The organism is Deinococcus sp. AB2017081, assembly GCF_034440735.1.
Taxonomy (GTDB): Bacteria; Deinococcota; Deinococci; order Deinococcales; family Deinococcaceae; genus Deinococcus; species Deinococcus rufus.
Window position 1 is genome coordinate 1,470,729 of record NZ_CP140098.1, and the last position, 26,903, is coordinate 1,497,631.

Below are 26,903 nucleotides of genomic sequence, written 5' to 3' on the forward strand. Positions count from 1 at the left end.
GGGCGTGAGTGCCAGCGCCCTGCCCTTCCTGCGGACTGCTCCGCCCCCTCCGGGTGCCTTCGAGGCGCACCTGGGCGACCTTGCCGTCACGGTGCTGGTGGGGGTGACCGGCGTGGGCAAGAGCACGGCGCTGACCGCCCTGAGCGGCGAGCGCTTCCGCGTGTTGCCCGACCGCCGGCGCGTGACCGACGCGGTGATGATCCTGCCCCACGCGCCGCAGGGCGTGGCCGACCGCGAGGAACGCTTCCGCCTGACCGCGCAGTACCGTGACCGGCACCCCGGCGGCATGGCGCACGCGCTGGGCACTCTGGTCGGAGACACGCGCCACTGGGGCCAGCGCCCCGTCTTCGACGGCCTGCGTGGTCTGGACGAGGTGCAGTACGCGGCCCGCGAGTACCCCGGGTGGCGCTTCGTGGCGCTGGGAGCGCCGGATGCCGTGCGGGTACGCCGGCTGCTGGGCCGCGCGGACAGCTTCGACCGGGTGGGGGCGGGCGCGGCAGGCCACACCCTGCGGGCTGGCCTCGATGCACTGGAGGGCGTGGAGGACGTGTTCACCCCGGCCGAGCGTGACGGCCTGGCGGCCCTGACGGCCGAGGGGTACACCCCGACCGACGTGCTGGCCAAGGTCAGGATCGTGGTGAGTGAGCGCCGGCACTACGACCCCGCGGCGGCCGAGGCCTTCCTGCGCACCCTGCCCTCCCACCGTGCCCTGCTGCTCGACACGGTGGCGCAGGACGCCACCCAGGTCGGTCACGCCGTGCGGGCGTGGGCATGAGCACCGCCGAGCCCAGCGGCGTGACCGTCGAGCGCGTCGAGGGCTGGCCGGTGCGGCTGCCGCTGCGGTCGGCCCTGGCATGGGGGGCCCACTCGGCGATGACCGTGGCCGAACACGTGCTGGTGCGCGTCGTGCTCTCGGACGGCACGGTCGGCACGGCCGAGGCCCCGCCACGCCCCACCATCTACGGCGAGACGCCGGCCAGCGTCGTCGCCATCCTGGCCCACCTGGAACACGGCCTGCGCGGCGTCGACATCATGAACACCGCTGCGCTCGACCGCGTGCGGAACTCGGTCGCGAACAACCACACGGCACGCGGTGCCCTGGACATGGCCCTGCACGACGCCCGTGCCCGCGCCGGGGGCGGCACGCTGTTCGGCACCCTGCTCGGCCCGAATACGCGGGTGCGCGTGAGTTTCATCCTGGGCATCGCGCCACCTGCCGACATGCTGCGCGAGGCCCACGAGGTGGTGGCGGCCGGCGTGCGCTGCCTGAAGGTCAAGGTGGGCCGCGACTCCGGGCGCGACCTGGCCGTGATCCGTGACCTGCGCACCGCCTTCGGGGACGACGTGCAGCTCTATGCCGACTCGAACGAGACGCTGGACGCGGCGCGTGCTCCCGGCATCCTGGCCGCGATGCGGGACGCCGGACTGACGTATGTGGAGGAACCGCTGCCCGTGCGCGATCTGCAGGCCCGCGCGGCCCTGCACGAACTCGGCGTGCTTCCCATCGTCGCGGACGATTCGTGTTTCACGCCGGCCGATCTCGAACGGGAACTGGCGTTCGGCACCTTCGACATCCTGAACGTCAAGACTGCCCGGAACGGCTTCACCGACGGCCTGGACATGCTGCGCCGCGCCGCCGCTGCCGGTCGGCGGGGCATGGTGGGCTCGCAGGCGAGCAGCGGCCTGGGCACCCTGCACGCCGCCCTGCTCTCGACCTGGCCGGAGGTCACCGAGCCGTGCGAACTGAGTTTCGTGCTCAAGCTCCACGATGATCTGCTGGATCGGCCCATCGTCTTCGAGGACGGCTGCCTGGACGTGGCGGCCCTGGCGGATCATGCGCTCGACCCCCGGCGGGTGGCCCGGTACCGGGTCTAGCGGGCCAGGGCAGGGGCAGAGGAACAGGCAACGTGCAGACCACCACGGAGGCAAGTCACAAATTTGCAAGATCCCAGCCAGCACAATGAAGCATGGGTCAAGAAATGCTTAACACTCTGTTCTTCCCCCTGCTGTTCAGCATGGGCGCCGGAACGTACGCCTACCTGCGTTTTCCCGACCGCCGCCCCCGCGCCCTGCTGGTGATGACACTGTTCCAACTGCTCGGCGCCTACGGACACTTCACCCAGCCGGCGGCGCCCCTGTTCCTGCTGCTGGGCCTGCACGCGACGGTCGTGTTCTTCCTGCTGGTGCACCACGTCCAGACGCCGGCCCTGGCCCCGGAACCCCAGTCGCCGCCGCGCTGATCTCCGGCTGACCCAGCCAGGGGCGCGTCCCGAACAGGCTCGGGATGCGCCCCTGGCTGTGGTATGGCCGGGCAGAGCCACAGGAACTGCCCCCAGGGCTGGCGGAATCCCTGTGGCCTCTCCCGGTGTCGCGGTAGCTCTCTGTGGAACAACGAAACGTCCCCGCACGGGGCGGGGACTTCGGTGGTGGATCGTGTAGGAATCGAACCTACAACCCGCTGATTAAGAGTCAGCTGCTCTGCCAATTGAGCTAACGATCCGTGGTGGTGCTCGCCCGGTGGGATGGGCGGTGTGGAGTATAGGCAGGGCCGCCCGACACTGTCAAGGGTGGCCCTGCCACCAGCCTCACTCGGGCAGGGCCGCGTTCAACGCGGCGGCGCTGAGGCCGAGCCCCAGCCCATAGGCGAGGTGGGCCCCCAGGCGGTTGGCGTGTGTGCGGGCGTCTGCGCCGCGTGGGCCATCCTGAAGGCCGAGCAGCGGCGTGATCGTCTCGTCCAGCACCAGCCACAGGCCCGCGCCGAACAGCAGGCCGGTCAGCGGCCCCTGCTTCTGCCCGGCCAGGGCACCATACGCGGCCCCGCCGATCACACCGGTTCCCCAGTGAACCGCCTCGCTGAGCGCGGTGCGCGTGCCCTTCTGCGGCATCTGGTGGTTGATGAGCTGATACACGTGTCGGCCCAGCGCGGCGGTGGAACTCTCGCCGGGCACGTGTTCCTGCCCCAGCGGGCTGATCACGTCCTTGTCGGGCTGGGGCTTGTCCGACTGGCCCCCCTCGGTGCTGGTGATCAGCGGGGTGATCCGGGTCGACCACTGCCCCATGAGCAGGGTGCCGGCCGCACCCGCCAGCAGGCCGATCACGGCGTCGCGGTACACCGGCGAGGGAACGGGCTCGGGGCGCAGCAGGGCGCGGGCAGTGGAGAGCAGCGAGGACATGCCCCACCCTATGTCAGGCCACAGGTGGCCGGCGTTATGGCTCGCTTGACCTGCGGCTCAGTTGTGGTGGCCCAGTTCGGCGCGCACCGCTCCCGCCAGATACAGGCTGCCGGCGACCAGCAGCGTGCCGCCCGGCGGGGTCAGTGTCACGGCCCGGCGCAGGGCAGTGGCGGGGTCATTCACGGCCTCGCCGCCGTACCGGGCGGCCAGCTCGGCGGGCGGCGTGGCGAGATCGCCCGGAGCCGTGTACACGCGCAGCGGCGCGACTGCCAGCAGGGGGGCCAGCGTGGCGGCCGTGTCCTTGCGGGCCAGATTGCCGAACAGCAGCACGTCGGCGCGCGGCACGGCGGCGGCCAGGGCGCGGGTCGCGTGGGGATTGTGGGCACCGTCCACCAGCACCGTCCGGCCGTCCACGGTCAACCGCTCCAGCCGGCCCGGATGGACGGCCTCCAGCGCGGCGTCGACTCCGCTGCCGTGGCCCAGTGTGCGGAGGGTCGCGGCGGCCAGCGCGGCGTTCTGCCGCTGGTGCGAACCGGCCAGGGCGGGTGGTCTCGGCAGCCCGAACAGCGCCGGGTGTGTCTCCGGCGTGAGCAGCGGCGCGCCCACCTCCAGCGCCACCTGCCGGATGACCTCCAGGGCCGGGCCGGTCGCGGTGGTCAGCAGCGGCACCTCCGCCAGCGCCGCGCCCGCCTTGTCGCGGGCGATGGCCTCGACGGTGGTTCCGAGCACCCCCACGTGATCCAGATCCACGTTCGTGATCGCCACGGCGGCCACGGTGGCCAGGGCCTGAGTGGCGTCACTCGCGCCGCCGACGCCGGCCTCCATGACGGCCACCTCGACTTCATCCTGGGCGAAGGCCTGACACGCCAGCGCCAGACTGAGGTCGAAGAACGCGGCGTCCGGCGCGTGGTGCCGCGCCCACCGGATGAACGCGGCTGTCCGCGCCGGATCGAGGTGCCGGCCCTGCACCCGGATGCGTTCCTCGTAGTCGTGCAGGTGCGGGCTGGTGAAGCGCCCGGTGCGGATGCCAGCCGAGATCAGGCCGGCCTCCAGCATGGCGCAGGTGCTGCCCTTGCCGTTGGTGCCGATCACCCGGATGGACGGGAAGGCCGTGTCCGGGCGGCCCAGCAGGTTCAGCAGCGTCCGTGCGCCCTGCGGGCCGCGGGCCCGGCCGGAGCGCGTCCGGCCGTACAGCCACGCGTAGTCGGGGAGAGAAGAGGGCCGGGACTCGTCCATCACGTGTCCACGCTAGCGCGGCCGGCTCCAGGGACGTGCGCCCCACCCGCGCCGGCTACGCTGGGAACATGACGGCCCTGAGGATCACGCACGTGGAGCACCGCCGGCGTACGCCCCGGCCGTTCATCGACCTGGCGGGCTTTTTCCTGTTCTTCGGGATCTCCGGGGTCGACCATGGCCGCGAGGCCCGGATGCAGCGCCGCTTCGAGGAGGAGACCTTTCCTCATCACGTGACGGTGCAGGTCACGCCCGCCCTGGCGCCGGGTCGCTACCGACTGGACGGCCTGCCGGAGGATGTGGGCGGACGACCGTGGGCGGTTCGCCGGGCCGGTCAGGCCACGACCGCCCTGAGCGACGACGGCTGGATCGCCTTCCAGGCATGGCAGCACGGTGGGCGACGCGACGTGCGCGCCGTTCCCCTGGCCGGGGTCTGAGGCCGCGTGGCGCCGTCACCTGGGAGTGGGGGCGCTCAACTGTAGATCAGGGCTGGCCGCGCCCGGCTGCCGTGGAGTACAGTGGGGGGCTGACGGTGCGGGCAGCCGCGCCAGGGAGGAACGAGGATGGCGGAACGAGACATTGACAAGCTGCTGGCCATGACGGACAGCAAGTACCGGCTGAGCGTCGTGACGGCCAAGCGCGCCCTGCAACTGCGCAGTGGTGCCCCCAGCGTGCTGCCCGTGGATCAGCGGGTACGGACGCGCAACCTGGTCACGCAGGCCATGCGTGAACTCGCCACGGGCAAGCTGACGGTCGGCACCGAGCTCATGGACGAGCAGCGCTTCCACCAGGACTACGTGCGGCAGCGGCAGGCGCAGCTCCAGGCTCAGCTGAACGCCGAGCGCGAGCGCGAGCGGGACTGAACCCCTGAGAATACGGGCCGGGCATGACTGCCCGGCCCGTTCCTGTTGGTGGTCGGCAGGGCTATGGTGGGATTCATGTTGACTGCTTTTGCCGTGCTGCTGTGTTTCACGGCCGTGCTCGCGTACCTGAACGAACGCTTCGTGAAACTGCCGACCACGGTCGGTGTCACGCTGGCCGGCGCCCTCGCCAGCGCCATCCTGATCGGTCTGGACGCGCTGAACCTGATTCCCGGTGTGCGGGACTGGGCGGCCGCGCTGCTCCAGACGCTGAACTTCACGGACTTCGTGCTCAACGGCATCCTGAGCCTGCTGCTGTTCGCCGGGGCGCTGAGCCTGAACGCCGGGCAGATGCTCCGGCAGAGCCGCAGCATCCTGATCCTGGCGTTCTTCAGCACCGTGATCAGCACTGCCCTGATCGGCGTCGCGGCCTACGGCCTGTTCGGGCTGCTGGGTCTGGGCGTGCCGCTGCTGTGGGCGCTGCTGTTCGGGGCGCTGATCAGCCCGACCGATCCGGTCGCGGTGCTCGACCTGCTCAAACGGGCGAAAGTGCCCGCGAAGATCGAGACGCTGATCGCCGGCGAAAGTCTGTTCAACGATGGCGTGGGCGTGGTGATCTTCCTGGTGGTCGCGGCCGTCGCCGGAATCGGGGCACATGGTGCCCAGACCGACGTGAACGCCCTGTCCGTCCTGACCCTGTTCGCCCGCGAGGCGCTGGGCGGGCTGCTCTTCGGAGCGCTGCTGGGCTATCTGGGCTTCCGGCTGGTTCGGTCGATCGACCAGCACGCGGTCGAGGTTCTGATCACGCTGGCCCTGGTCATCGGAGGCTACGTGGCCGCCGCCGCGATGGGCACCAGCGGCCCCCTGGCGATGGTCGTGGCGGGGCTGGTCATGTCGGCCACCAAGGAACAGGCCTTCAGCGAGGCCACCCGGCACCACGTCGAGGGGTTCTGGGAGACCATCGATCAGGTGCTGAACATCGTCCTGTTCGCGTTCATCGGTCTGGACGTGCTGCTCACGCGGCCCAGTGGGGCTCAGCTCGTGGCCAGCGTGGCCCTGATCGCCGTGGCCCTGGTCGCCCGGTACATCAGTGTGGCGCTGCCCTTCGCGCTGGTGCGGGCGCGCGACGGCTACGGTGCGTACACCGTGCGCCTGCTGACCTGGGGCGGGCTGCGCGGCGGCATCGCCATCAGCCTGGCGCTGGGCCTGCCGGACAGTCCGTACCGGCCCCTGCTGCTCACGGCGACCTACGCCATCGTCCTGTTCACCATCGCCGTGCAGGGGCTGACAATCATGCCGCTGGTACACCGGGCGAGTGCCGCGAGCGCGAGCGGCGCAGAGAGCACAGAGCAGAGAGCAGAGGGCTAGAAGATCATCTCCTGCGCCCTCTGCCCTCTGCGGTCAGCCCTCTGCTTTACTTCTCGACCAGATACGCCTTCTCGATCACGTCGGGCGTGCCGCTGCGGCCCGGCTCGATGCGGGTCAGGCGGGGCAGGACGTCCAGACCCTCGACGACCCGGCCGAAGATGGTGTGGCGGCCGTCCAGGTGCGGGGTGTCCACGAAGGTGATGAAGAACTGGCTGCCGTTGGTGGCGGGGCCACGGTTCGCCATGCTCAGCACGCCCGCGCCGCGGTGGCGGTGCTCGGAGCCGAACTCGTCCTCGAAGTCGTAGCCGGGGCCGCCCGCGCCGGTGCCGGTGGGGTCGCCCGTCTGGGCCATGAACCCGTCGATCACGCGGTGGAACTTGATGCCGTCGTAATAGTGATTGCGCAGCAGGTACGCGAAGCTGTTCACCGTGACGGGCGCGTCGTCCGGGTACAGCTCCACGACGATCCGGCCCTTGCTGGTCTCCAGCACGGCGCGGTACTGCTTGCCGGGCTCGATGCCGTCGCCCAGTTCGGGAGCCTTGCTGAACCGCGTCTGGCGCTCGGCGCTCAGTTCGGGGGTGGGTTGGAAGCCGTCGGCCGCGTAGGTGTCAGCAGTCATGGGCGGCATGTTAATGCATGGGGGCTGTGGGCCATGAGCTGTGGGCTATGAGGCGAACCATCTTCTGCTCACAGCCTGGAAGCCCGGAGCCCTAGATCACCCACTCGCCCGACCGCATCAGCGGCTCGCGCTCGCCCGCGGCCGTGACGCCGTCCACGTCCATGTCGGGGGTGCCGATCATCCAGTCCACGTGGATCAGCGAGTCGTTGCCGCCCGCCGCCGCCAGGGTCGCGTCATCCTCGCCGCCCACGACGTTGGTGGGGTAGCAGCGGCCCAGGGCGATGTGGGACGCGGCGTTCTCGTCGAACAGGGTATTCAGGAACAGGGTGCCCGTCTGCGCGACCGGCGCGGAGGCCGGCACCAGCGCGATCTCGCCCAGGTGCGCGGCGCCCTCGTCGGTGCCGATCAGGCGTTCCAGGGTGTCCTGGCCGCGTGTGGCCGTGACCTCCACCGCCCGGCCCTGCTCGAAGCGCACCCGGATCCCCTCGACGAGCTGGCCGCGCACGCTCAGGGGCTTGCTGGCCACCGCCCAGCCGTCCACGCGGTCACGGTGCGGGGCGGTGAAGACCTCGTCGGTGGGCAGGTTCGGCACCGCGTAGATGCCGGTCTTCGCGGTCTCGCCGCCGCCCATCCAGACGTGGTTCGCCGCGAGGCCCACGGTCAGGTCGGTGCCCAGCCCGCTCCGCAGGTGAACCGCCGCGTACTGCTTCGCGTTCAGCAGCTCGCCCAGCCGGCGGAGCTGCGACGTGTGCGCGGCCCACGCGGCCACCGGGTCGTCGTGGTTCACGCGGGTCGTGGTGAAGATGTCGTCCCACAGGCGGGCAACGGCTTCGGTCTCGCTCAGCTGCGGGTACACGCGGGCGGCCCACGCCGGGGTGGCGATGGCCGCCACCGTCCAGTTCACGTGCATTCCGCCGATGGCCTCGGACACGGCCTTCAGGGCCTGGGCCTGCGCCTTGCTGCGGGCCGCGACCCGTTCGGGATTCACGCCCGCCAGCAGCGAGGGATCTTCCCCCACGATGCTGATCATGGCGTAGCCGTCAGCCACCATCGCCTCGCGCTCCTGGGCGACCCAGTCCGGCAGGAAGGTCACGGCGGCATCGGTGCCGTCCTCGTACAGCGCCAGATCCAGGTGGGGATCGGTGTACACCACGCGCACGTCGGTGGCCCCGGCGCGGTACGCGGCCCGCGCGGTCAGGCGCGTGAGTTCCGTCGCCTCGACCGGCGCGGCGATCCGTACCCGGCCGCCCGGCTGGAGGTTCACGCCCGTGCGGACGAGCAGGTCGGCGTAGCGGGCGAGCTTCGCCTGGAAGTCGCCAGAGGGTGCAGCAGTGGTCATGGCCGTCACTCTACCGGCCGGTCACCGGCCTCGTCCCCGGTGGCGGGACTGTCCGGTATGACGCGCCGGTACACGCCCCGCGTGCGCGTCAGGATGCCCATGCCGACCATCTCGCGGCGCAGGGTGAACACGTCCGGGTGCAGCTCGCCCAGCACCGCGTTCACCTCCCGCTCCGGGTACGCGCGGCCCGGCTCGAACAGGGTGCCCAGGTGGTGCATGACCACCGTCTTCTTCTTGAGCTGTGCGGGGATGGTGGTCAGTTTGCCGTCTCTCAGAAACGAGCGCAGCACCCGGTCCCGGTACGGATCGGCCGACGGCGGCGTGGGCGCGTCGCCCCGGATCAGCCCCGACAGCGTCGCGTCCAGCGCGGCGTGATCGGGGCCATGCCGCCGCGAGTGCCCGTCCTGCCGCGCCGTCATCAGCCCGACCTCGACCAGCTGTGCCAGGTGGTGACTGACCGTGGCCGGCGCGAGGTTCATCAGCCGCGCCAGGTGGTCGCCGGCCAGCGGTTCGTGCCACGTCAGGCGCAGCAGGGTCAGGCGGGCGGGGTGCGACAGGGCCCGGAACACGGCGGCGCGGGCGTTCACGTCGCTGCTCATGGCTGGTCGCCCTGCGGCCAGGGATATGTGCCATACGCGGCCCGGTGGCTGCCGGCATAGATGCCCAGCGCTGCCTTCAGCGTCTCGAAGCGGGCGCTGGCCGTCGCGTGCGCGTGGGCGTCGCCGGCGGCGCGGGCGAGTCGCACATCCCGCTCGGCATTCGAGAGCAGACCGTCCATGACCCTGCGGTACTGGGCGTTCATGTGGTGCTGTGGAGTGGCCGACGGCAGTTCATCCATACGATTCGATCCTCCTCGAATCACGGTACAAGATTCGATGGGCATCGAAATGAGCCGAATGGCGTGGGGTGGGGGAGAGTGGTGACGCTGCGGGCTAACGGGCTAACCCCTCTGCTTCGCAGCTCTCCGAGTCCGCCCCTCCGGGGCACCTCCCCTGGGGGGGAGGCAAGGAAGAGTCGGCCGTGTGGAGGCTGAATGGAGATTTGGCGTCCAGCATGAGGGCGAGCTTCGCCCGCCACCCCCCTCCCCAACCCTCCCCCACAAGGAGGGAGGGAGCAGAAAGCGCGACTATCACGGTGCAATTTCTACTGCACATCACGCGTCTCAAGGGGAGGCAATGATGTGCTCGTTGGCTCCCCTTGACTCGTAGAGCCCGCAGGGAGGGGAGCTGGCCGCGTAGCGGACTGAGGGGTTCTTACGCCGCCTCACCACCCCTCGATCTGCCGCCCGGCCTCGAAGGCGGCCACGCCCGCCGCCACGGACAGGTTCAGGCTGCGGCCCCCTCCCGGCTGGGGCAGTTTCAGTTTCGGGAGGGCATCCCGGAGCCACGCGGGCAGGCCACGGGACTCGGGGCCGAACAGCAGGTAGTCGCCGCGCACGAAGCCGGCGCGGGTGTGCAGGGCGGTGGCGTGGGTGCTGAAGGCGAAGACCCGGTCTCCCGGTTTCAGGGTGGCCTGGAAGGCCGTCCAGCTGGCGTGTTCGTGCAGGGTCACGCCCTGCAGGTAGTCCATGACGGCGCGGCGGAATTCGCGGTCGTGCAGGTGGAAGCCGAAGGGGCGGATCAGGTGCAGGTCGGCCCCCAGCACGGCGCAGGTGCGGGCCACGTTGCCCACGTTCCCGGCCTTCTCGGGCTCGAAGAGCACCACGTGCAGCAGGGGCGTCATGCCGGGACGCCGGTCAGGGCACGCCAGTGGGCGGTCGAGGCGTAGGCCCGCCGCGCCGGAACGCTGACGGTCTGGCGCTCCGGGTAGCGCAGCGCGGTCAGGTGCCCGCCGAAGACCGCGCCCGTGTCGAGGTTCACCGTATGGCCGTGCCAGTCCGGGGCCAGCACCGGCGTGTGTCCGTAGGCGACCAGCGCCGACCCGGTGTACCCGCCCACCCACGCCACGCGCTCCTTCACGCCGTCCTGCCCGACCCGGCCCGTGTGTGCTCCCCACACGTTGAAGTGCTCCCGCGTGGCCGGATCACCCGCCTGTTCCCCGGCGTGGACGACCAGCAGGCGGCCCCCGTCCAGCTCCAGCCGGGACGGCAGCGTGCCCAGAACGCGGCGGATCTCGTCGCGCTCCTGAACCGACACGTCTGCGAGCTGTGCCAGCGACACGTCCAGCGACCTTGACCCCTTCACGGCCTCGCCCGCCAGGGCACGGGCCAGCCGCTCGTCGTGGTTGCCGCGCACGCTGAGGGCCGCGCCGGACTGGACGCTGCCCATGACCAACTGCACGACTCCCACCACCTCTGGCCCACGGTCGACCAGATCGCCCACGAACACGAGCTGCCGCCCCGCCGGGGGCGTGAGCACCGCTCCGTCCCAGCCGTAGCCCAGCCGGTTCAGCAGGGTCAGGAGTTCGTCCAGGCAGCCGTGGACGTCCCCGACGATGTCGTAGCCCGGCGCGGCGTGGGCGGTCACCCGGCGGTCTCCGTCCGGGCCAGCAGCGCTGTCACGCGCACCTGCACGTGGGCGGGGGCCAGACCCTCGGAGGTCTTGAAGCTCACGCCGACCTCGGTGTCGGGCAGGGCCAGCAGCGCCGCCACGCGGCGGGCAATGTCGGCCCGCAGTGGCCCCAGCTTCGGGCGATCCAGCGTGACCACCAGCGCCACGTTCACCGGCGCGTAGCCGCGTTCTCGCACCAGCTCCAGCGCCCGCGCCACGATCACCCGCGAGTCCAGGCCGTGCCACTCGGCCGCCGTGTCCGGGAAGTACTGCCCGATGTCGCCCAGCGCCAGCCCCGACAGCAGCGCGTCGGCGACCGCGTGCAGCACGGCGTCGCCGTCGCTGTGGGCCACCGCGCCGTGGGGGGCATCCGGCACGGGCACGCCGCCCAGGATCAGGGGCCGCCCGGCCTCCAGCCGGTGGGCGTCCTCGCCGTAGCCGATGCGGTAGGGAAGGGGAGAGAGCATGGCGCGAGGATAGGGCACCGCCCGGAGCCACACGCCGAACCCCATCTGTGACCCCGTGTTAACGCCCCGCTAATGCCCCCCCTGTCACGCTGCCCACAGATCAGCGGTGCCGCCCACCCCAGCGACCCCCACGCGGCCCAAGGGAGAGCCCCACGTGACCATGTTCCCGCCCGACGACGTGTTCGAGCACCTGCCGCACCCGGCCCTGTACTGGCCGGCCCGGCTGTGGGCTGCGCCCTCGACCGATCCCCAGCCCAATCTGGCGTACCAGCGCACCTTTGCGCCCGGTGCCCTGCCGGACACGGCCGCCACGTGGGACGACGGCCCCCACACGCTGCGCGTGCCCACGCTGCGGGGAGAGACGCCCCTGTGCCGGGTCACGGTCGCCACGCTGCCCGGCGGGGCACGGATCGCCACCATCGAGGACGTGCAGGAGTTCCACACCGATCCCCTGACCGGCCTGCTCGACCGCCGCGCCCTGCACCACGACCTGCGCACCGAGACCCCCGGCAGCGTCGTGCTGCTGGACATCGACGACTTCAAGGTCGTGAACGACACCCTGGGCCACGCCGCCGGGGACGATGTCCTGCGTGCCCTGGGCACCCTGCTGTGTGCCACGGCCCGTCAGGCCGGTGGCCGGGCGTACCGGCTGGGCGGCGACGAATTCCTGATCCACACCCCACGGCTCGTTGCTGTCGCCCCGCTGGAGCACATGCAGCAGCAGTTCCGGCAGGCGGCGCGGCGGCTGGGGATGGACGGCGTGGGCGTCAGCATCGGGCGGGCCGAGGCCCCGCAGCACGGCAACACCATCGAGCACCTGATCCTGCACGCCGATGTCATGCTGGGCGAACGCAAGCGCGACCGGCCGCCCCGAACCGCCCGGCCCCGCACGACCGAGCGCGACGCCAGCACGCCGGACTCCGGCCGCCCCCCCCGCCACTGGCTGGGCCTGTGACCCACCCCCCGCCACCCCCCGCCCTCCGCTCTGTCCTTCCGGCAGGAGGCCGCGTGAGACATCTGCCCACCCTCCCGGAACTGACCGGGCTGCATGTCAGCGGCGAGTGCGTCATGGGCACCACCGTGCGCGGCCCGCTGGCCCTGTACCGCTACGCCCCCCTGCAAGGTGCCGTCCTGACCGGGCAGGTCATCCCCTTTGCCGCGCAGTGGCCCGAGCACCTGAAGCTCCTGATCTACCGCTACTCGCCGGTGCCTGCCCTGGCCCCGGCCACGCTGCCTGAGCCCCTGCTGCACCGTTTTGGCACGCGGGCACGCGATCCGGGCGGCCTGCGCTCCTGGGATCAGCTGACGTACCAGGGCTGGCCCGTGTATGTGTGCCTGCTCGACCGCCCTGGCACGCGGCCCGCCGGAATCATCGAGAGCCAGTTCGAACAACTGCGCGTGGAGGTGCTTCCCCTGGGAGGTCAGGGGTGTGCAGGGCAGGGGCCGTGAGATAAGGCAGTACTTTGCAATAACACGGGAGGGTGTATGACGGATCGTAGCGATGCGGAACTTGGCAAGAACAAACCACCGATGACCTTTAAAGCTATCATTCAGAATGAAAACTACCTGTACGGTATATCTGCCGAGGGTAAGGAATATCCCCTGTACTTTTTTGCGCCGCTGGCCGATGCCTATTCGAACATTCCGTCCTATGCCGTACCCTTCTCACCGGTGTGGCCCGAATACACTCAGAAGTTCATTGACAGATATATTCCTGTGCCCTCACCTATCGATGTTGTGCCCGCTGGATTGACTATCACATCTCAGGCAAGAACCGGTGGTGGAAGTAGAGACTGGGATCAGGTAATCTGTAATGGATGGCCTCTCTACTACGTGCAGGATGACCATAAAAAGGTCAAGAAAGGTAATCATCCGACAATGTTTGAGCCGGCATATTTTGGAATGCCGACTCCGGGAGTCGAGTCACCGGATGGTGTGGAAATTCCTGGCCCTAGTCTTGGTCCATGAACACTATAAGGAGTTTAGTCGATGTTCAAGCCATGCTCTGAGGGCATCAATATCCAGTAGGCTTGGCTGAGCAGTGTATTCGCCTGCTAATGCCTTCGCCCGCCATCTATGGCTAAAATGGGTATTCTGATTATGTGCAATCGAAGCTGCAAACGCCCTCACATTTACGGGATCTTCAGAGTGGATATCTAGGGCGGTAATCATGAAGAGCTCGACTGTATCCCAAGGATTACTGCTTCCAAAAATCAATTTCAGCATTCTTTTTGCATGGAGTCTGGCCTCCGATGCGCGGCCTCTGGCATATAGGAGCTTGGTTTCAAGAAGGGCAAGATCAATTTCAATTTCAGGATCCTCGACGCTTTTTAACATATTCTCTAATCGCAGATTAATCGCCTGAGCTTCCCGAATCTTTCCTTGATTCATTTTGATATAACTTTCATAAGTAAGGCAGATAAGAAAATTATTTAGGTCGCCTGTACCTTCAAATTTCTTTAGAATTCTTGAAACTTCGGATGACAGGACGTCAAGGTCGGCGTCTGGCAAGTGCATGGCTGTTTGGATAAGCAATCGCCGGACTGATGTGCTGAACACATCCGAAAATTCGGAGAGCTGCGATTCAATGGCAGCCATTTCTTGACGGACTCGCTCTATATCATCACCAAACCCGAGGTGGGAAAGTATATTCGTCCGGTACATTATCACTCTGACTCGGTCGCCTAAGTGCTCTGCTATTGTGAGGGCCTGCTGGAGTAGCTCAACAGCGGCTTTATATTGCCCCTGCTGCCCACGGACACTTCCCAGCGTATTCAGCGCCTTCATGCGGCTGGCCGGATCGTTCGCGAGTGGCCCCTGGAGAAAGCGGGCGGCCAGGGTCTGTGCATCCAGCAGCCGCCCGGAGCGGTAGGCCAGCCACATGCACGCGATCTGCGTGGCGGCCTGGATATCGTCAGGTGCCCCGGCGTCCTCGGCCTCATCGGCCAGGACGGCAAACACGTCGGTGCCGCTGCCCAGCAGGCCGCGCCGGTCGTAGTGGGCCAGCAGATGATCGACGGTGCTGGCCTTCAGCGTGCCGTCCCGGATGGCGCTGGAGACGGCCAGCCGCAGGTTGCCGCGTTCGGCATCGACCGGGGGACTCTCGGGGGCCTGGGCGGTGAACCATGTCAGGTAGTGCCGGGCGTGGGCGGTGCGGGCAGCGTGGGCGAGTTCCGGGTGGGCCTGTGCCTGGGCAGTCAGCACGCCGGTCAGGGCCGGGTACACGCGCAACCGCTCGCTGCCCGGCTGGTAGGTCTCCAGAAAGGAGTGGGCCAGCAGGCCGTCCAGATCGGTGTCGGTCACGCCCAGGGCGGGGGCGTCGGCGGGGTCGAAGTCGGCGCACACGCCCAGGCGCAGGGCGGCGTCCTGCTCGCCGGGGCTCAGCAGCTCCCACGAGCGCTGCGCGACGAGCATCAGGCCGCGGCGGCCGTCGTGGTCGCCGCCGGGACTGCTCAGGGTGGCGGCCTCTGTGAGCACGCGGGCGTACACATCGTCCAGGCTTTCCACGCGCAGCCACGACGCGGCCAGGGCCAGGGCCAGCGGGTGGCCCAGCAGGCGGCGGGTCAGGCCGCCGATCACGCCGGCATTGCCGGGGGTCAGGGTGAACTCCCGGCGCACGCGGGCGGCCTCGCGCAGGAACAGGGCCACGGCGCTGCTGGCGGCGATCTCGGGCAGGTCGGCGTCGGGTGGGGGCACGTCCAGGCCGCTCAGGGTCAGGGTCAGCAGGTCGCCCAGGTCGGGCTGGCCGGGGCGGGCCAGCTGGCCCAGGCGGCGGCGGCGGCCCGTGAGCACCCAGCGCACGCCCGGCAGCTCGCGGCGCAGGGTGCCCAGCAGCAGGGTCAGGTCGTCGAGGTCGTCCAGACCGTCCAGCAGGATGACCGGGGCGTCGCCCAGCAGCGGGGCCAGCCCCGCCCAGGTGCCCTGCACGGCCTGACCGGGGGCGCGGGCAGCGGCCAGCCGGGGCAGCAGGTCGGCGCTGCTGCGGGCACCCTCGGCATCGACCAGTACGGCGTTGCGGCCGGTGCGGGTCAGTTCGCGCAGCAGTTCGCGGCTCAGGGTGCTCTTGCCAATACCGCCGGGGCCACTGACCGCCGCGACCACGCCGCCGGGCCGGGCGGCCCACGCCAGCAGCGCGTCCAGCGGCTCGGAGCGGCCCAGCATGCGTCCGCTGCGGGTGGCCGCCCTGACGGGGGCGGGCGCCGGTTCATCGTCCGGGCCGGTCAGGGCGTGCAGTTCGGCCCGCAGTTCGGCTTCCAGGGCGCTGCCGGGCAGGGTCACGGCCAGCAGGCGGCGCAGCAGTTCCGGTTCGGCAGGCGGCGCTCCGGGCATGCGGTACGCCCGCTCGGCCAGGGCGGCGGCGTGGGCGGGGTCGCTCGCCTCGGCCAGCGTGGCGGCCTCGGACTGCACGTGTCGGGCCAGCCGGGTACGCCAGTCCTCGGCCCAGTCCTCGAAATCCGGCGAGACATCGCCCACCTTCACGCCCGCCAGGAACGCGCCTGGATAGGCGTCCAGCGCCTCCTGCCCGCGCAGGGTCAGCAGGCGCGTGGCGTCGCAGGACACCGCCGTCTCCAGGCGATCCTCGCCTTCCAGGGCACCGGGCGCAGCCTCACGCATCACGTACAGCGCGACGCGCAGGCTGGATTCGGGCTGCCGCGCACGTGGCCACAGCAGCGTGCGCATGTCCCGGCGCGGCGTGGGGCCTTCCAGCGCCACGTAGGCCAGCATGAGCAGGCTCTTCACCTTACGGAATGCGCCCAGGTGCAGGTCGCCCAGGGTCCGCAACTCTGTGGGAGGAGTGCTGGCGGTCATTGGATGGCCCGAGTGTAGCGCTGCGGCCCCGGACGAAACCGGTCGGTGGGGGTGACCGGCAGGTCATGACGGTTGTATGAAGATCTGGTGCAGACCACCGTGCGGGGCAGGCCCCAGCTGTTCAGGACAGCGAGGTCACGGCCGCGCCGCGTGTGGCGTCCCGCAGGGTGGCCGTGAAGGTGTCCACATCGTCCGGGTACAGCTGCACGGTCATGCTCAGGCCGTCTGCGCCGTAGTCCTCTGCGCCGCGCACCGTGTCGAAGGTGTCGAGTGCGTGGTACACGGCTCCCACGTGCTCGAAGGGCACGTGAACCGTCACGGCCTGCCGGGGGCGGATCTCCAGTCTCGGGGCCGTCCGCAGGCATTCGGCCGCCGTCCCGCCGTAGGCCCGCACCAGGCCGCCGGTGCCCAGGTTCACGCCGCCGTAGTACCGCACGACCACGACCATCACGTGATCCACGCCCTGCCCCTGGATGGCCCGCAGGATCGGGGTGCCCGCCGTGCCGCCCGGTTCGCCGTCGTCGTGGAAGCGGTACGCGGGGCCGATCACGTAGGCCCAGCAGTGGTGCGTGGCGTCCGGGTAGCGCTCTCGCAGGGCCGAGAGCTGCGCCAGCGCGTCGTCCGGCGTGTCGGCCCGCGCCGCGAAGGCCAGGAACTCGGAGTTGCTGACCACGGCGTCGTGCCGGTGCGGGGCCGCCAGCGTGGTGAAGGGGGCAGGCAGCGGGGCCGGGGCGTCTGCGCTCAGAGCAGGCCCCGGTCTTCCAGCACGCGCCGGGCGTGGAACAGCGTCAGGCTGCTCGGGCCGTCGTGGATCTCGCCGGCCTCCAGGCGGCGGTACGCCTCGGGCAGCGGCACGACCACACGCTCGATGGTCTCGGTGTCCTCGTGGGTCATGTCGCCCAGGGTCACACCCAGCGCCAGGAACGGATAGAACACCACGCCGCTGATACTCGGCTGCGGGTAGAAGCCCGGCAGCGCGATCCACTCGCCGCCCTGGCCGCCGACCTCCTCGGCGACCTCGCGCTGCGCGGCGGCCAGAATGGACTCGCCGGCCTCGATCCCGCCCGCCACGACCTCGGTGACGGTGGCCCGCAGCGGGTAGCGGTACTGGCGGATCAGCACGGCCTGCCCGTCGGCGGTCACCGGCAGGGCAAAGACGGCGCGTGGCCCGCGCTGCCGGTACTGGTACGTGGTCTCGACCCCGCCCGGCAGCCGCACAAGATCCTCGTGGACGGAGCGCATCCCCGACACCAGCGCCCGGCTGGAAAGCGTTTCCCACGGCTGCGCGGTGTCCTCGACCAGGGCGGGCCAGTTCGGGTGCTCGGCTGGCGGCGTGGACTCGGGTCGGTCGCTCATGGGTACAGGCTAGAGCATGGGCCGTGGGGGCTGCGGAATAACCCTTCAGTCCGCTACGCAGCCAGCTCCCCTCCCTGCGGGCTCTACGAGTCAAGGGGAGCCAACGAGCACATCATTGCCTCCCCCCCAGGGGAGGTGCACCGGAGGGGCGGACTCGCAGAGCTGCGCAGCAGAGGGGTTCGCCCGCGACGTTACCGCCCTCCCGCCCCCGACGCGGGTAGCGCCGCCACATCCACCCGCGCTGCCAGCGTCCCGGCGGCGTCGGCGGTCACGACCAGGGCAGCGGGCGTGACGGTAAAGGCGCTCAGGCGCAGCTCCCCCACGGTGCCGGACAGCGAGACGCCGGGGACGGGGGTGAAGGGCAGGCGGGTCTGCACCTGGGCACGGGCGCGGCCCAGCAGCGGGGCCAGTTCCACGCGGGCGGCCTGCCGCAGATAGGCCTGGGCGCGGGCATCGGCCAGCCAGCCGACCACGCGCCCGGTCAGGCCCTCGCGGCGCGTGACGACGGTGGCGTCTTGCAGGGTCAGGACGTGCCCGGCGTCGTCGAGCACGGGCGTGCCGCTCACGTCGGCGGTGGCCCGGACGGTCAGGCCCAGCGGGCCGCGTACCTGCACCCGCACGGCGGCCGAGATGCGCGGCCCGGAGGGGGTCAGGGTCACGTCCAGCACGCGCACGGTGGGGCTGGTGGGCACCGGCAGCGTGACCGTGCGGGCCGAGGCATACGCCGTCGCCAGCCGCGACAGGTCGGGCCACGGCAGGCGGGCAGGCACGCTCAGGCGCACGCCGGACGCGGGCACCGGCCCCACGGTGAGCGGGGGCAGGGCGGCCGGGGCGGTCAGCGGGGCGGCGCGGCCCAGGTTCACCGCCAGATCGAAGGTGGCCCCCAGCGTGAGCTTCAGGGCATCGGGCGTGACCCGCAGGGGCGTGACCGCCAGCGTGCGGCCGGTGACCAGGGCGGTCGCGGGTTCCGGGGTGGGCAGTGTCCACGGCTGCTGGCCGCGGGCCCACAGCGCCTGCGCCCGCCCGCGCAGATTCGCGCCCTCGCGCACGGCCCGCTCGACCTCGGCCGCGACCGTGTCCAGCTGCGCCTGCACCTGCGACTCCACCAGGGACTGCACGCTGATCCGCACGCCGGGGGCCAGCTCCACCGCCAGCGGATCTGTCCAACGGGCCGTGCCCTCTACGCGCACGCCCGCCTCCCACGCCGGGGTCACGGTGGGCGTGACGGTCAGGCGCACCGTCGCCTCGCCGCCGAAGTCGCGGGCCAGCACGGCCCCCGATCCACCCGGCCCAGCGCGGAAGGCCGCACGGATCGGTACGCTGACCACCAGCCCCGCACCGTCTTCCGACGGCTGCACGCTCACGTGCCCCGCCCGCGTGACCGTGCCCGACAGCTTCACGCTGAGCAGGCCGCCCAGGTAGCTGCGCGTCTCCTCCAGCCGGGCGAACTCGGCGGGCACGCGGGCGTTCGCGGCCACCTGCACGCCCGCCAGGGGCACCGTGACCGGCACGGCCAGCGTCGAGGGGGCCGCCAGGGCAGGGGCAGACATGACCGCAGTCAACACGACCGGCATGAGAGGGCGCAGGGACACAGGCACGTCCCGCAGCGTAGAGCAGGCACCAGACGCCCGGCGTCAGACGAAAGGCGGCGGGTGTGGCCATGAGGCCTACGGTGATCCTGCACACCATCTGCATGGAACATCCATTCCGCGCCGGTACACCTGTTCCAGCGCCAGGAGTGGCCGGCGCGTCCACCCCACCCGGAGGTTTCCACATGACACAGCTCATCACGCCCTACCCCGCCGACGACCACGACCACCACGACGACCTGAACAACCTGGGCCTGCAGGCCGACCAGACCATGCTGGGCAAGTCTGTGCTGGATCGTCGCCGGGTGCTGGGCCTGGGCCTGCTCGGGATCGGACTGCTGGTCGGCTGCGGCAGCGCGGCCCTGACCACTCCGGCCATCGGCGGCACCACGGGCACCGCCGAGTGCCCCGCTGCGATCCCCAGCGAGACCGCCGGGCCGTATCCGGCCGACGGCAGCGCGGCGTCGGGACAGTCGCTGAACGTGCTGACGCGCAGCGGGATCGTGCGCCAGGATCTGCGCACCAGCCTGAGCACCGGGAACACCGCTGCGGGCGTGCCGCTGACCGTGGTGCTGAGGCTGGTGAACACGAATGCCAGCTGCGCGGCCCTGAGCGGTTACGCGGTCTATCTGTGGCACTGCACCGCCGACGGCAACTACTCGATGTACTCGTCGGCCATCGTCGGGGAGGACTACCTGCGTGGCGTGCAGGAGAGCGGCAGCGACGGTACCGTGACCTTCCAGACCGTGGTGCCCGGCTGTTACGCGGGCCGCTGGCCGCACATCCATTTCGAGGTGTATCCCACGCTTGCCAGCGCCACGAATGCGTCGAACAAGATCCAGACCTCGCAGCTCGCGCTGCCGCAGGCCACCTGCGAGGCGGTGTACGCCACCAGCGGCTATTCGGCCAGCACGTCGAACCTGTCGCGGATCTCGCTCGCCAGCGACAACATCTTCAGCGACGGCTCCAGTACCCAGATGCCCACCATGACCGGCAGCACCAGCGCCGGGTATACGGCGACCCTGACGGTCGGTCTGGCCCGCTGAGCGCAGCCGCGTGGGGGCACGCTACCCTGCCCCCATGTGGACACAGCGCGACCTGAACCTGAAGCCCGTGCGGCGCGGCTTCCACCTGATCACGCGCGAGGTCGTCTCGGCCCTGCCGGAACTGGCGGGCGTGCGCGTGGGCGTGCTGCATGTGTTCATCCAGCACACGTCGGCCAGCCTGACCATCAGCGAGAACGCTTCTCCCGACGTGCGGCGTGACTTCGAGACCTACTTCAACCACGCCGTGCCCGACGGCTGGGCGGACTTCGAGCACACCCTGGAGGGGCCGGACGATATGGCCGCGCACATCAAGGCCAGCGTGCTCGGGTCCAGCGTGAGCGTGCCCGTGCGGGACGGTCGCCTCGCGATGGGCACATGGCAGGGCGTGTACGTGTGTGAGCACCGCGACCACGGCGGCCCGAGACGGCTGGTGCTGACGCTGATGGGCGAATAGGTCACAGTGACTGGAATGACCTACAGAGTGGCGCCGCATTGACGTACCGGGGATGACATTGTGCTGCGCCAACAGTTTCGAAATCAGTTCGGTTCAGGTCACGGTCGTTGTCGTGCACATCGGCGTCTCAGTCGCCCCACCCCTTCAGGGGTGCAGATACGAGCCCAACACGGGCTGGACATTCGTTAACTTTTGAGGATAGTGACCACTGCCACGACCGCCCAGACACCTGATGCCCGGCTCTCTCTGCACTTGCTGAAAGCCAGACAGTACGGTCTCCTCGACGCCGCACTGAATGGCCTTCAGCAGCAGTACGAGGCTCGCGAGAAAGACGAGGAGGTTCTGGCGAAGGCCATCGCTCCCTTCGGGAATTACCAACCAGCGCTGCGTTCGCGGTTAGAGGCGTGGGTGGAGAGCTATCCACAGTCCTACGCCGCTCACCTGGCCATGGGGATGCACCTGGCCGGTAAGGCATGGTGGTTCCGGACGTACAGGCTCGCGAAGGATGTTCCGCAGAAGAATTGGCCGCTGGTAGCCCAGGCCTGTGAGGCCGCGAGTGCTCATCTGCACGATGCGATGCGGTGTGCCAGGGAACCCTCTCTTGCAGCGGCGCTGCGGCTGAACCTCAACACGATCTTTTCTGGAGATACCTGGGACGGCTACCTGGAGTCCGTCGAACGCTGTCCGACCAGCCTCCGCCTTCGGCAGGCACAGATTGACGCGCTCAGACCGGAGTGGGGCGGAAGTCTTGAGGCGCTACATGCTTTTCTGAAACGTCCCGAACACGAACAGCTCAGCGTGACCCAGCGTGAGCGTCTGCTGGCGACCGTGCTGACGTGTGAGGCCCACTATCTCGAACATTTCGAACACGCCGCCGCCGGCGCGCGGCAAAAATACGAGGAATCGCTGGCGGTGCAGGAAACGGTTCGTGGACTCACCGGACTGGCCTCCACCCTCGGTGATGGGAAGACGGCCGAAGCGGAGCAGGCGCTGCTGCGCGCCCAGGTACTTGCCCCCTACGACCAAGATATTCGTGCACGGCTGGCCCTGTCTGCCCTGTCGTCGCTGCGCTTCCGGCGTGCCCTCCGTCTGCTTCACCAGGGGAGAGCGGCGGGAAGTCCTCTGGCCAACGACGCCTTGAACTCCATGCCGGTCTGGCTGAAGGCCCTTCTATATTTCCTGGCGATCTTCCGCTGATTGTGGTGGCACCCGTTATGCACAACCCTCACCCGCGCCCGCCCACTTCGGTTAAGCTGAGGCACGGTGCTGTGCGCCGTGTTTTTTTTTGCCCTGTGGCGAGGAAGAGCAAGTCTGCGCGCGCGGCCGGAGGGCTGAAATGCCTGGAATTGCAATTGTTGGTGCTCAGTGGGGCGACGAGGGCAAGGGAAAGATCACGGATTTCCTTGCGCCGGAAGCAGAGTTCATCGTGCGTTACCAGGGCGGCGCGAACGCCGGGCACACGGTGACCGCCCGGGGGCAGACCTTCAAGCTGAACCTGCTGCCCAGCGGCGTGCTGCACGAGGGCACCGTGTCGATCCTGGGGGACGGCATGGTGATCGACGCGGACAAGTTCCTGGAGGAACGCCGCAACCTGATGGCGGCGGGCCTGAACCCGGAACTGCGGATCAGCGACCGGGCACATCTGGTGCTGCCGCACCACAAGTACGTCGATGGCCGCAAGGACTTCGTGGGCACCACCGGGCGCGGCATCGGCCCGGCCTACGCCGACCGGGCGCGGCGCGTGGGCATCCGCTTCGGGGATCTCGCGGACGACGCGGTGCTGTCCGAACGCCTGGAACGTCTGCTGGAGGCCAAGCCCAACAGCACCCGCGAGGCCGGCTGGGCGAGCGTGCAGGACGGACTGGACGGGCTGGCCCCGGTGCGTGAGCAGCTGCTGCCCTTCGTGCAGGACACCGGCTCACAGCTGCGCGAGGCGATCAAGGGCGGCCGCAACGTGCTGTTCGAGGGAGCCCAGGCCACCCTGCTCGACCTGAACTACGGTACCTACCCCTTCGTGACCAGCTCGCACCCCACAGTGGGCGGCATCCTGGTCGGTGCGGGCGTGAACCACAAGGCGATCCACAAGGTCTATGGGGTCGCCAAGGCCTTCAACACCCGTGTGGGTCATGGCCCCTTCGTGACCGAGGTGCTGGACGACGCGGGCATCCTGCGCCTGCGCGGCGACGGTTCGCAGCCCTGGGACGAGTACGGCACGACGACCGGCCGCCCGCGCCGGGTGGGCTGGCTCGACCTGCACCTGCTGAAGTACGCCGTGGACGTGAACGGCCTCGACGGTCTGGTGATCAACAAGATGGACGTCCTGGCGGGCCTGGACACCGTGCCCGTCTGCACCGGCTACGACGCGGACGGGCAGCCCGTGATGCGGCACATGAAGGGCTGGGCCACCACCGACGGAGCAACCAGCCGCGCCACGCTGGCTCCCGAGGCACAGGCGTATCTCGACCTCATCGAGGAGACGGTGAACTGCCCCGTGGTGATCTTCTCTGCCGGGCCCGCCCGCGAGCAGACCTACGGCGAGGTCAGCTGGCGCTGAACCCGATCGGCCGGGCTTCATGAAAGCGATTTGACAATTGCCGCGGGTGGGGGTGACCTACACTCGCGGCATTCATATTCATCCCGGCTTCATGTGACACCGGGGTGACAGGGAGGAACATCGTGACGACCGAACCCATGATCAGCGCGGCCGACGAGAAGCAGGAGGTGCCGGGCCTGCGCGACCTGACGGAGTCGTGGCTGTCGGCCATCGGCGAGGATCCCTCGCGCGAGGGTCTGCTGAAAACTCCGCACCGCGTGGCGAAGGCCTGGGGATTCCTGACCGCCGGATACACCAAGTCCCTGCAGGAGGCCGTCGGGGACGCCGTGTTCGCCGCCGACGGCAGCGAGATGGTGATCGTCAAGGACATCGAGTTCTATTCCATGTGCGAGCACCACATGCTGCCGTTCTACGGCCGGGCGCATATCGCCTACATCCCGGACGGGAAGATCCTGGGGCTGAGCAAGTTTGCCCGCATCGTCGATCTGTACTCGCGCCGCCTGCAGGTGCAGGAGCGCATCACCACGCAGATCGCGGACGCCGTGCAGGAACTGCTGTCCCCCCAGGGCGTGGCCGTACAGATGGAGGGGGTGCACCTGTGCATGGCCATGCGCGGCGTACAGAAGCAGAACTCCAGCACGACGACCTCGGCCATGCGCGGCGCCTTCAAGGACGACCCCCGCACCCGCGCCGAGTTCATGAGCGCCATCCAGGTGACCCTGCGCAGCCGCTGACCGTTCCGGCCGGGCGGTGTGGTTAATACGTCTTTTGACCTCCAGGATGTGAGACGAATGTCAGGGCCTCGTGGCCATCATGTAATCGTTCTCATGTTACTGAACCTCTGCCTCCTGATCACCTGCACCTTCCTGGCCAGCCTCACCTACCGTGAGCTGCCGGTGGCGCAGCGTCGGGCGGCGTCGTATGTGCGGCTGGGCCTGGCCGCCATCACGGCCGTGACGCTGGTGATCTACGGCATTCCCGTGGATGGACGCACGTTCCACCTGGGGTTCGTGCCCATCGTCCTGATCGTCCTGCGCTACGGCCCATGGAAGGGCAGTCTGGTCGGTCTGCCGGCGGCGGCCGTCCTGGTGATGGCTGGGGACAAGACCCTCCCGATCGCGTTGCTGGATCTGGGGAGCGTGGTCGTGCTGTCGACCATGATGCAGCCCCACCTGAATCCTGCGGCCATCCGTCCCCGCACCCTGTGGCTGACACCGGTGCCGTTCCTCGGCCTCGTCGTCGGCATCGTCCTGACGCCCGAGGGCCGCAGCTTCGGACAGGGCGTGTATGTGGGCATGCTCGCCATGCACGTGCTGGCCCTCCTGATGTGCATGGGCGTGATCCATGCCCGGCTGGCCCTGCTGTACATGCAGCACGAACTGCGGCAGCAGATCATGCAGGACGACCTCACCGGTCTGGGCAACCGTCGGCGCTTCGATCATGAACTGGCGCAGCTCGATGTCGGGGGCCATCTGGTGCTGCTCGATGTCGACCACTTCCGCAGCATGAACGAGACCTATGGCACCGCGGCCGGTGACCGCGCCCTGCGCTACGTCGCCCAGGTGCTCCGGGACACCTATCCAGGCTGCGGCTTCCGCCTGAACGGCGATTCCTTTGCGCTGCTGCTCGACCTCCCCGATGCCCCGGCGCGGATCGAGACGCTGCTGGGCACCTTCGCCACGGCCGGCGACGCGCCGTGGGGTCACCTCAGTCTGTCGGCGGGGATGGCGACCCGCCAGGCGGGCCACCAGCCCGGCGACCTGCTGCACACCGCCGACGAGGCGCTGTTCCTCGCCAAGACCAATGGCCGCAACCGCGTGGTCGTCGGACGGCCCTCCGTCCGGCGGTCCCCGACCCCGACCGAGAGCCGCCCGGTCGTGCGGCCCCGCTACGCCCTGTGGCAGGCGCAGCGCACGACCGTGGGCCTGCTCGCCCAGCGGCGCGCCCTGACCGACCTCGACTGGCACGACCTGCTGCGGCTGGCGGTGTCGACCGTCGAGGGCGTGGAGGCCGGCAGCCTGAACATCCGCGACGGCACCACGTTCCGGCTGGTCGCCACCCAGGGCCATCCGCCGGGACTGGTCGGTACGCGCTTTACCGACCATGCCCAGCTGGAGTGGTACCGGGGCAGCGTACAGGACTGGCGTCGCGGCGTGCCGCGTGTCCTGCGGGGCAGCGAGGTGCAGGGGGCCGGCCAGCATGTCATCTCCTCCACACTGCCGGACGGCTCGCAGCGGCTCATGCTGCTCGAGTCGCGTGCCCCCGTGCGCAGCACCCTGTGCGTGCCGGTGCAACTGGCCGGCGAGGTGGTCGCACACCTGAATCTGGACTCGCTGAGCAGCGCCGACACCTTCACCCCCCAGGTGATCAGCGAGACCGAGTCCTTCGCGCAGCAGATCGCGGCGCTGCTGCAGCTCCAGCAGCGCTGGCGCGAGTTCGACCTGCTGGCCCAGCTGCACGCGAAGGTCGGCACCGACGATGGCCTGGCTCAGCAGCACCTCGTCGAGGTGGCGGTCGAGCTGATGTATGCGTCGCACGGCGCGATGCTGCGCTATGACCCTGCGCTGGACACCCTGGTGCACTGTATGTCGCGGGGCGTCTCGACCACCCCCCGTGTGCATGTCGTCCCGCGCGACGACGAGCCGGTCTGGGACGCGCTGGCCAGTGGCCGGATCCTGCGCATCGATTCCATCCGCAGCAGCGTGACCGTGGATGTGCGGGCGATCAGCGAGGATCACCGGGCGGCCCAGCTGATCGTGCCGCTGATCTCGCCCGAGCGCGGACCGCTGGGGGTGCTCACGCTGCTGCGCAGTCACCACCACGCCTTCCAGCCCGCCGAGGAGGCGCTGGCCGGCATGCTCGCCAGCATCGGCGTGAGCATTCTGGAGCGCGGGGTTCACGTCGCGGATCTGCGGGCCACGCTGGACGCCTCATTGAACACGCTGGGGGTCGCCCTGGAAGCCCGCGACTTCGAGACCCAGGGTCACACCGAGCGCGTCCGGGCTCTCGCCGCCCGCATGGGGCAGGCGCTGGGCCTGTCGCCCGAGCGCCTGACCGCCCTGGCACACGGCGCGACCCTGCACGACATCGGCAAGCTGTGCATTCCCGACAGTGTGCTGCTCAAGCCCGGCCGCCTGAGCCCCGAAGAATTCCAGGTCATGCAGCAGCACGCCCCACTGGGTGCGGAACTGGTGGCCCGCATTCCGTACCTGCACCCCGAGGCCCACGCCGTGGTGCGCCACCACCACGAACGCTGGGACGGCGCCGGCTATCCCGACCGCCGGGCCGGCGAGGACATCCCGCTGCTGGCCCGCATCTTTGCCCTGTGCGACGTCTACGATGCCCTGACCAGCGAACGCCCCTACAAGAAGGCCATGGGCCACGCCCAGGCCATGGCGATCCTGATCGAGGGCCGGGGCACCCAGTTCGATCCGCAGCTCACGGATCTGTTCGTGCAGGTGGTGGGCGACGGCGTGGGGCCGGAGGCGGCCCCGCCGCTGCCCACCGGCACCGCCCACTTTCACCGGGTGGGCTGAGCGGCACCGGT

28 protein-coding genes and 1 tRNA gene are annotated in these 26,903 nt (G+C 69.6%); 15 read left to right on the forward strand and 14 right to left on the reverse strand.

The window, feature by feature from the left end; all coding sequences use genetic code 11:
* Positions 1-4 precede the first annotated feature (4 nt).
* The 3 genes from U2P90_RS07190 (at position 5) to U2P90_RS07200 (ending at position 2,240) form a co-directional block, all read left to right on the forward strand.
* On the forward strand, positions 5-775 hold the full coding sequence (locus U2P90_RS07190) for an ATPase (protein WP_322474379.1): 771 nt from the start codon (positions 5-7) through the stop codon (positions 773-775).
* On the forward strand, positions 772-1,875 hold the full coding sequence (locus tag U2P90_RS07195; protein WP_322474380.1) for an enolase C-terminal domain-like protein: 1,104 nt from the start codon (positions 772-774) through the stop codon (positions 1,873-1,875). Before U2P90_RS07190 ends, U2P90_RS07195 begins: the two co-directional genes overlap by 4 nt.
* Before the next feature lie 104 nt (positions 1,876-1,979).
* Positions 1,980-2,240, forward strand: a complete 261-nt coding sequence (locus tag U2P90_RS07200) for a hypothetical protein (protein ID WP_295815758.1) — start codon at positions 1,980-1,982, stop codon at positions 2,238-2,240.
* Positions 2,241-2,424: 184 nt separating this feature from the next.
* Here U2P90_RS07200 and U2P90_RS07205 read toward each other — a convergent pair.
* The 3 genes from U2P90_RS07205 to U2P90_RS07215 form a co-directional block, all read right to left on the reverse strand.
* Positions 2,425-2,500: transfer RNA gene (locus tag U2P90_RS07205), tRNA-Lys, on the reverse strand.
* Between the two features lie 85 nt (positions 2,501-2,585).
* Positions 2,586-3,173, reverse strand: a complete 588-nt coding sequence (locus U2P90_RS07210; protein WP_322474381.1) for a hypothetical protein — start codon at positions 3,171-3,173, stop codon at positions 2,586-2,588.
* Between the two features lie 57 nt (positions 3,174-3,230).
* Positions 3,231-4,409, reverse strand: a complete 1,179-nt coding sequence (locus tag U2P90_RS07215) for a glutamate ligase domain-containing protein (protein WP_322474672.1) — start codon at positions 4,407-4,409, stop codon at positions 3,231-3,233.
* Between the two features lie 68 nt (positions 4,410-4,477).
* On the opposite strand from U2P90_RS07215, the gene U2P90_RS07220 reads away from it, so the two are divergent.
* The 3 genes from U2P90_RS07220 to U2P90_RS07230 all read left to right on the forward strand — a co-directional run bounded on the left by U2P90_RS07220 (position 4,478) and on the right by U2P90_RS07230 (position 6,634).
* Positions 4,478-4,843, forward strand: a complete 366-nt coding sequence (locus tag U2P90_RS07220) for a hypothetical protein (protein WP_322474382.1) — start codon at positions 4,478-4,480, stop codon at positions 4,841-4,843.
* Between the two features lie 126 nt (positions 4,844-4,969).
* The gene (gene rpoZ / locus U2P90_RS07225) at positions 4,970-5,269 is read left to right on the forward strand and encodes a DNA-directed RNA polymerase subunit omega (RefSeq protein WP_295822167.1); all 300 of its coding nucleotides are present in this window, start codon (positions 4,970-4,972) and stop codon (positions 5,267-5,269) included.
* Between the two features lie 75 nt (positions 5,270-5,344).
* The gene (locus U2P90_RS07230) at positions 5,345-6,634 is read left to right on the forward strand and encodes a cation:proton antiporter (RefSeq protein WP_322474383.1); all 1,290 of its coding nucleotides are present in this window, start codon (positions 5,345-5,347) and stop codon (positions 6,632-6,634) included.
* A 46-nt stretch (positions 6,635-6,680) separates the two neighbouring features.
* On the opposite strand, the gene U2P90_RS07235 is transcribed toward U2P90_RS07230, so the two are convergent.
* From U2P90_RS07235 to ispF, 7 genes are all read right to left on the reverse strand, one after another.
* Positions 6,681-7,253, reverse strand: coding sequence for a peptidylprolyl isomerase (locus U2P90_RS07235; RefSeq protein ID WP_295822173.1), 573 nt, complete (start codon positions 7,251-7,253; stop codon positions 6,681-6,683).
* Between the two features lie 91 nt (positions 7,254-7,344).
* The gene (locus U2P90_RS07240; protein ID WP_322474384.1) at positions 7,345-8,592 is read right to left on the reverse strand and encodes an aminopeptidase; all 1,248 of its coding nucleotides are present in this window, start codon (positions 8,590-8,592) and stop codon (positions 7,345-7,347) included.
* 5 nt (positions 8,593-8,597) lie between these two features.
* On the reverse strand, positions 8,598-9,191 hold the full coding sequence (locus tag U2P90_RS07245) for a DUF2087 domain-containing protein (RefSeq protein WP_322474385.1): 594 nt from the start codon (positions 9,189-9,191) through the stop codon (positions 8,598-8,600).
* Positions 9,188-9,430 (reverse strand): hypothetical protein, encoded by a 243-nt coding sequence (locus U2P90_RS07250; RefSeq protein WP_322474386.1) that lies wholly within the window; start codon positions 9,428-9,430, stop codon positions 9,188-9,190. Before U2P90_RS07250 ends, U2P90_RS07245 begins: the two co-directional genes overlap by 4 nt.
* Before the next feature lie 425 nt (positions 9,431-9,855).
* Complete coding sequence (locus U2P90_RS07255) at positions 9,856-10,314, reverse strand: tRNA (cytidine(34)-2'-O)-methyltransferase (protein WP_322474387.1); 459 nt, start codon at positions 10,312-10,314, stop codon at positions 9,856-9,858.
* A complete protein-coding gene (locus U2P90_RS07260; RefSeq protein WP_322474388.1) occupies positions 10,311-11,057 on the reverse strand; it encodes a metallophosphoesterase in 747 nt (248 codons plus the stop codon). Before U2P90_RS07260 ends, U2P90_RS07255 begins: the two co-directional genes overlap by 4 nt.
* On the reverse strand, positions 11,054-11,548 hold the full coding sequence (gene ispF / locus U2P90_RS07265) for a 2-C-methyl-D-erythritol 2,4-cyclodiphosphate synthase (RefSeq protein WP_322474389.1): 495 nt from the start codon (positions 11,546-11,548) through the stop codon (positions 11,054-11,056). The genes U2P90_RS07260 and ispF overlap by 4 nt, the downstream gene beginning before the upstream one ends.
* A gap of 160 nt (positions 11,549-11,708) precedes the next feature.
* Here ispF and U2P90_RS07270 point away from each other — a divergent pair, with 160 nt between their 5' ends.
* The 3 genes from U2P90_RS07270 to U2P90_RS07280 are packed head-to-tail and all read left to right on the forward strand — an operon-like array spanning position 11,709 to position 13,516.
* Positions 11,709-12,503, forward strand: coding sequence for a GGDEF domain-containing protein (locus U2P90_RS07270; RefSeq protein WP_322474673.1), 795 nt, complete (start codon positions 11,709-11,711; stop codon positions 12,501-12,503).
* A 53-nt stretch (positions 12,504-12,556) separates the two neighbouring features.
* The gene (locus U2P90_RS07275) at positions 12,557-12,997 is read left to right on the forward strand and encodes a hypothetical protein (protein ID WP_322474390.1); all 441 of its coding nucleotides are present in this window, start codon (positions 12,557-12,559) and stop codon (positions 12,995-12,997) included.
* A gap of 36 nt (positions 12,998-13,033) precedes the next feature.
* Positions 13,034-13,516 carry a hypothetical protein gene (locus U2P90_RS07280; protein ID WP_322474391.1) on the forward strand — a complete coding sequence of 161 codons (483 nt, stop codon included), beginning with the start codon at positions 13,034-13,036 and terminating at the stop codon, positions 13,514-13,516.
* A 3-nt stretch (positions 13,517-13,519) separates the two neighbouring features.
* On the opposite strand, the gene U2P90_RS07285 is transcribed toward U2P90_RS07280, so the two are convergent.
* The 4 genes from U2P90_RS07285 to U2P90_RS07300 all read right to left on the reverse strand — a co-directional run bounded on the left by U2P90_RS07285 (position 13,520) and on the right by U2P90_RS07300 (position 19,263).
* On the reverse strand, positions 13,520-16,357 hold the full coding sequence (locus U2P90_RS07285; protein ID WP_322474392.1) for a hypothetical protein: 2,838 nt from the start codon (positions 16,355-16,357) through the stop codon (positions 13,520-13,522).
* Between the two features lie 121 nt (positions 16,358-16,478).
* Positions 16,479-17,102, reverse strand: coding sequence for an IMPACT family protein (locus U2P90_RS07290; RefSeq protein WP_380103594.1), 624 nt, complete (start codon positions 17,100-17,102; stop codon positions 16,479-16,481).
* Positions 17,099-17,713 (reverse strand): NUDIX hydrolase, encoded by a 615-nt coding sequence (locus U2P90_RS07295; protein ID WP_322474394.1) that lies wholly within the window; start codon positions 17,711-17,713, stop codon positions 17,099-17,101. Before U2P90_RS07295 ends, U2P90_RS07290 begins: the two co-directional genes overlap by 4 nt.
* Before the next feature lie 191 nt (positions 17,714-17,904).
* Positions 17,905-19,263 (reverse strand): DUF4403 family protein, encoded by a 1,359-nt coding sequence (locus tag U2P90_RS07300; RefSeq protein WP_322474395.1) that lies wholly within the window; start codon positions 19,261-19,263, stop codon positions 17,905-17,907.
* A gap of 224 nt (positions 19,264-19,487) precedes the next feature.
* Here U2P90_RS07300 and U2P90_RS07305 point away from each other — a divergent pair, with 224 nt between their 5' ends.
* The 6 genes from U2P90_RS07305 (at position 19,488) to U2P90_RS07330 (ending at position 26,892) form a co-directional block, all read left to right on the forward strand.
* Complete coding sequence (locus tag U2P90_RS07305; RefSeq protein WP_322474396.1) at positions 19,488-20,348, forward strand: intradiol ring-cleavage dioxygenase; 861 nt, start codon at positions 19,488-19,490, stop codon at positions 20,346-20,348.
* A 34-nt stretch (positions 20,349-20,382) separates the two neighbouring features.
* A complete protein-coding gene (locus U2P90_RS07310; RefSeq protein WP_322474397.1) occupies positions 20,383-20,802 on the forward strand; it encodes a secondary thiamine-phosphate synthase enzyme YjbQ in 420 nt (139 codons plus the stop codon).
* 201 nt (positions 20,803-21,003) lie between these two features.
* Positions 21,004-21,999, forward strand: a complete 996-nt coding sequence (locus U2P90_RS07315; protein ID WP_322474398.1) for a DUF4034 domain-containing protein — start codon at positions 21,004-21,006, stop codon at positions 21,997-21,999.
* Positions 22,000-22,138: 139 nt separating this feature from the next.
* Positions 22,139-23,356, forward strand: coding sequence for an adenylosuccinate synthase (locus tag U2P90_RS07320; RefSeq protein WP_295818718.1), 1,218 nt, complete (start codon positions 22,139-22,141; stop codon positions 23,354-23,356).
* A 137-nt stretch (positions 23,357-23,493) separates the two neighbouring features.
* Entirely contained in the window at positions 23,494-24,090 is a 597-nt protein-coding gene (gene folE / locus U2P90_RS07325) for a GTP cyclohydrolase I FolE (protein ID WP_322474674.1), read from the forward strand.
* 93 nt (positions 24,091-24,183) lie between these two features.
* Positions 24,184-26,892, forward strand: a complete 2,709-nt coding sequence (locus U2P90_RS07330) for an HD domain-containing phosphohydrolase (RefSeq protein ID WP_322474399.1) — start codon at positions 24,184-24,186, stop codon at positions 26,890-26,892.
* The last annotated feature ends 11 nt before the right edge of the window (positions 26,893-26,903 follow it).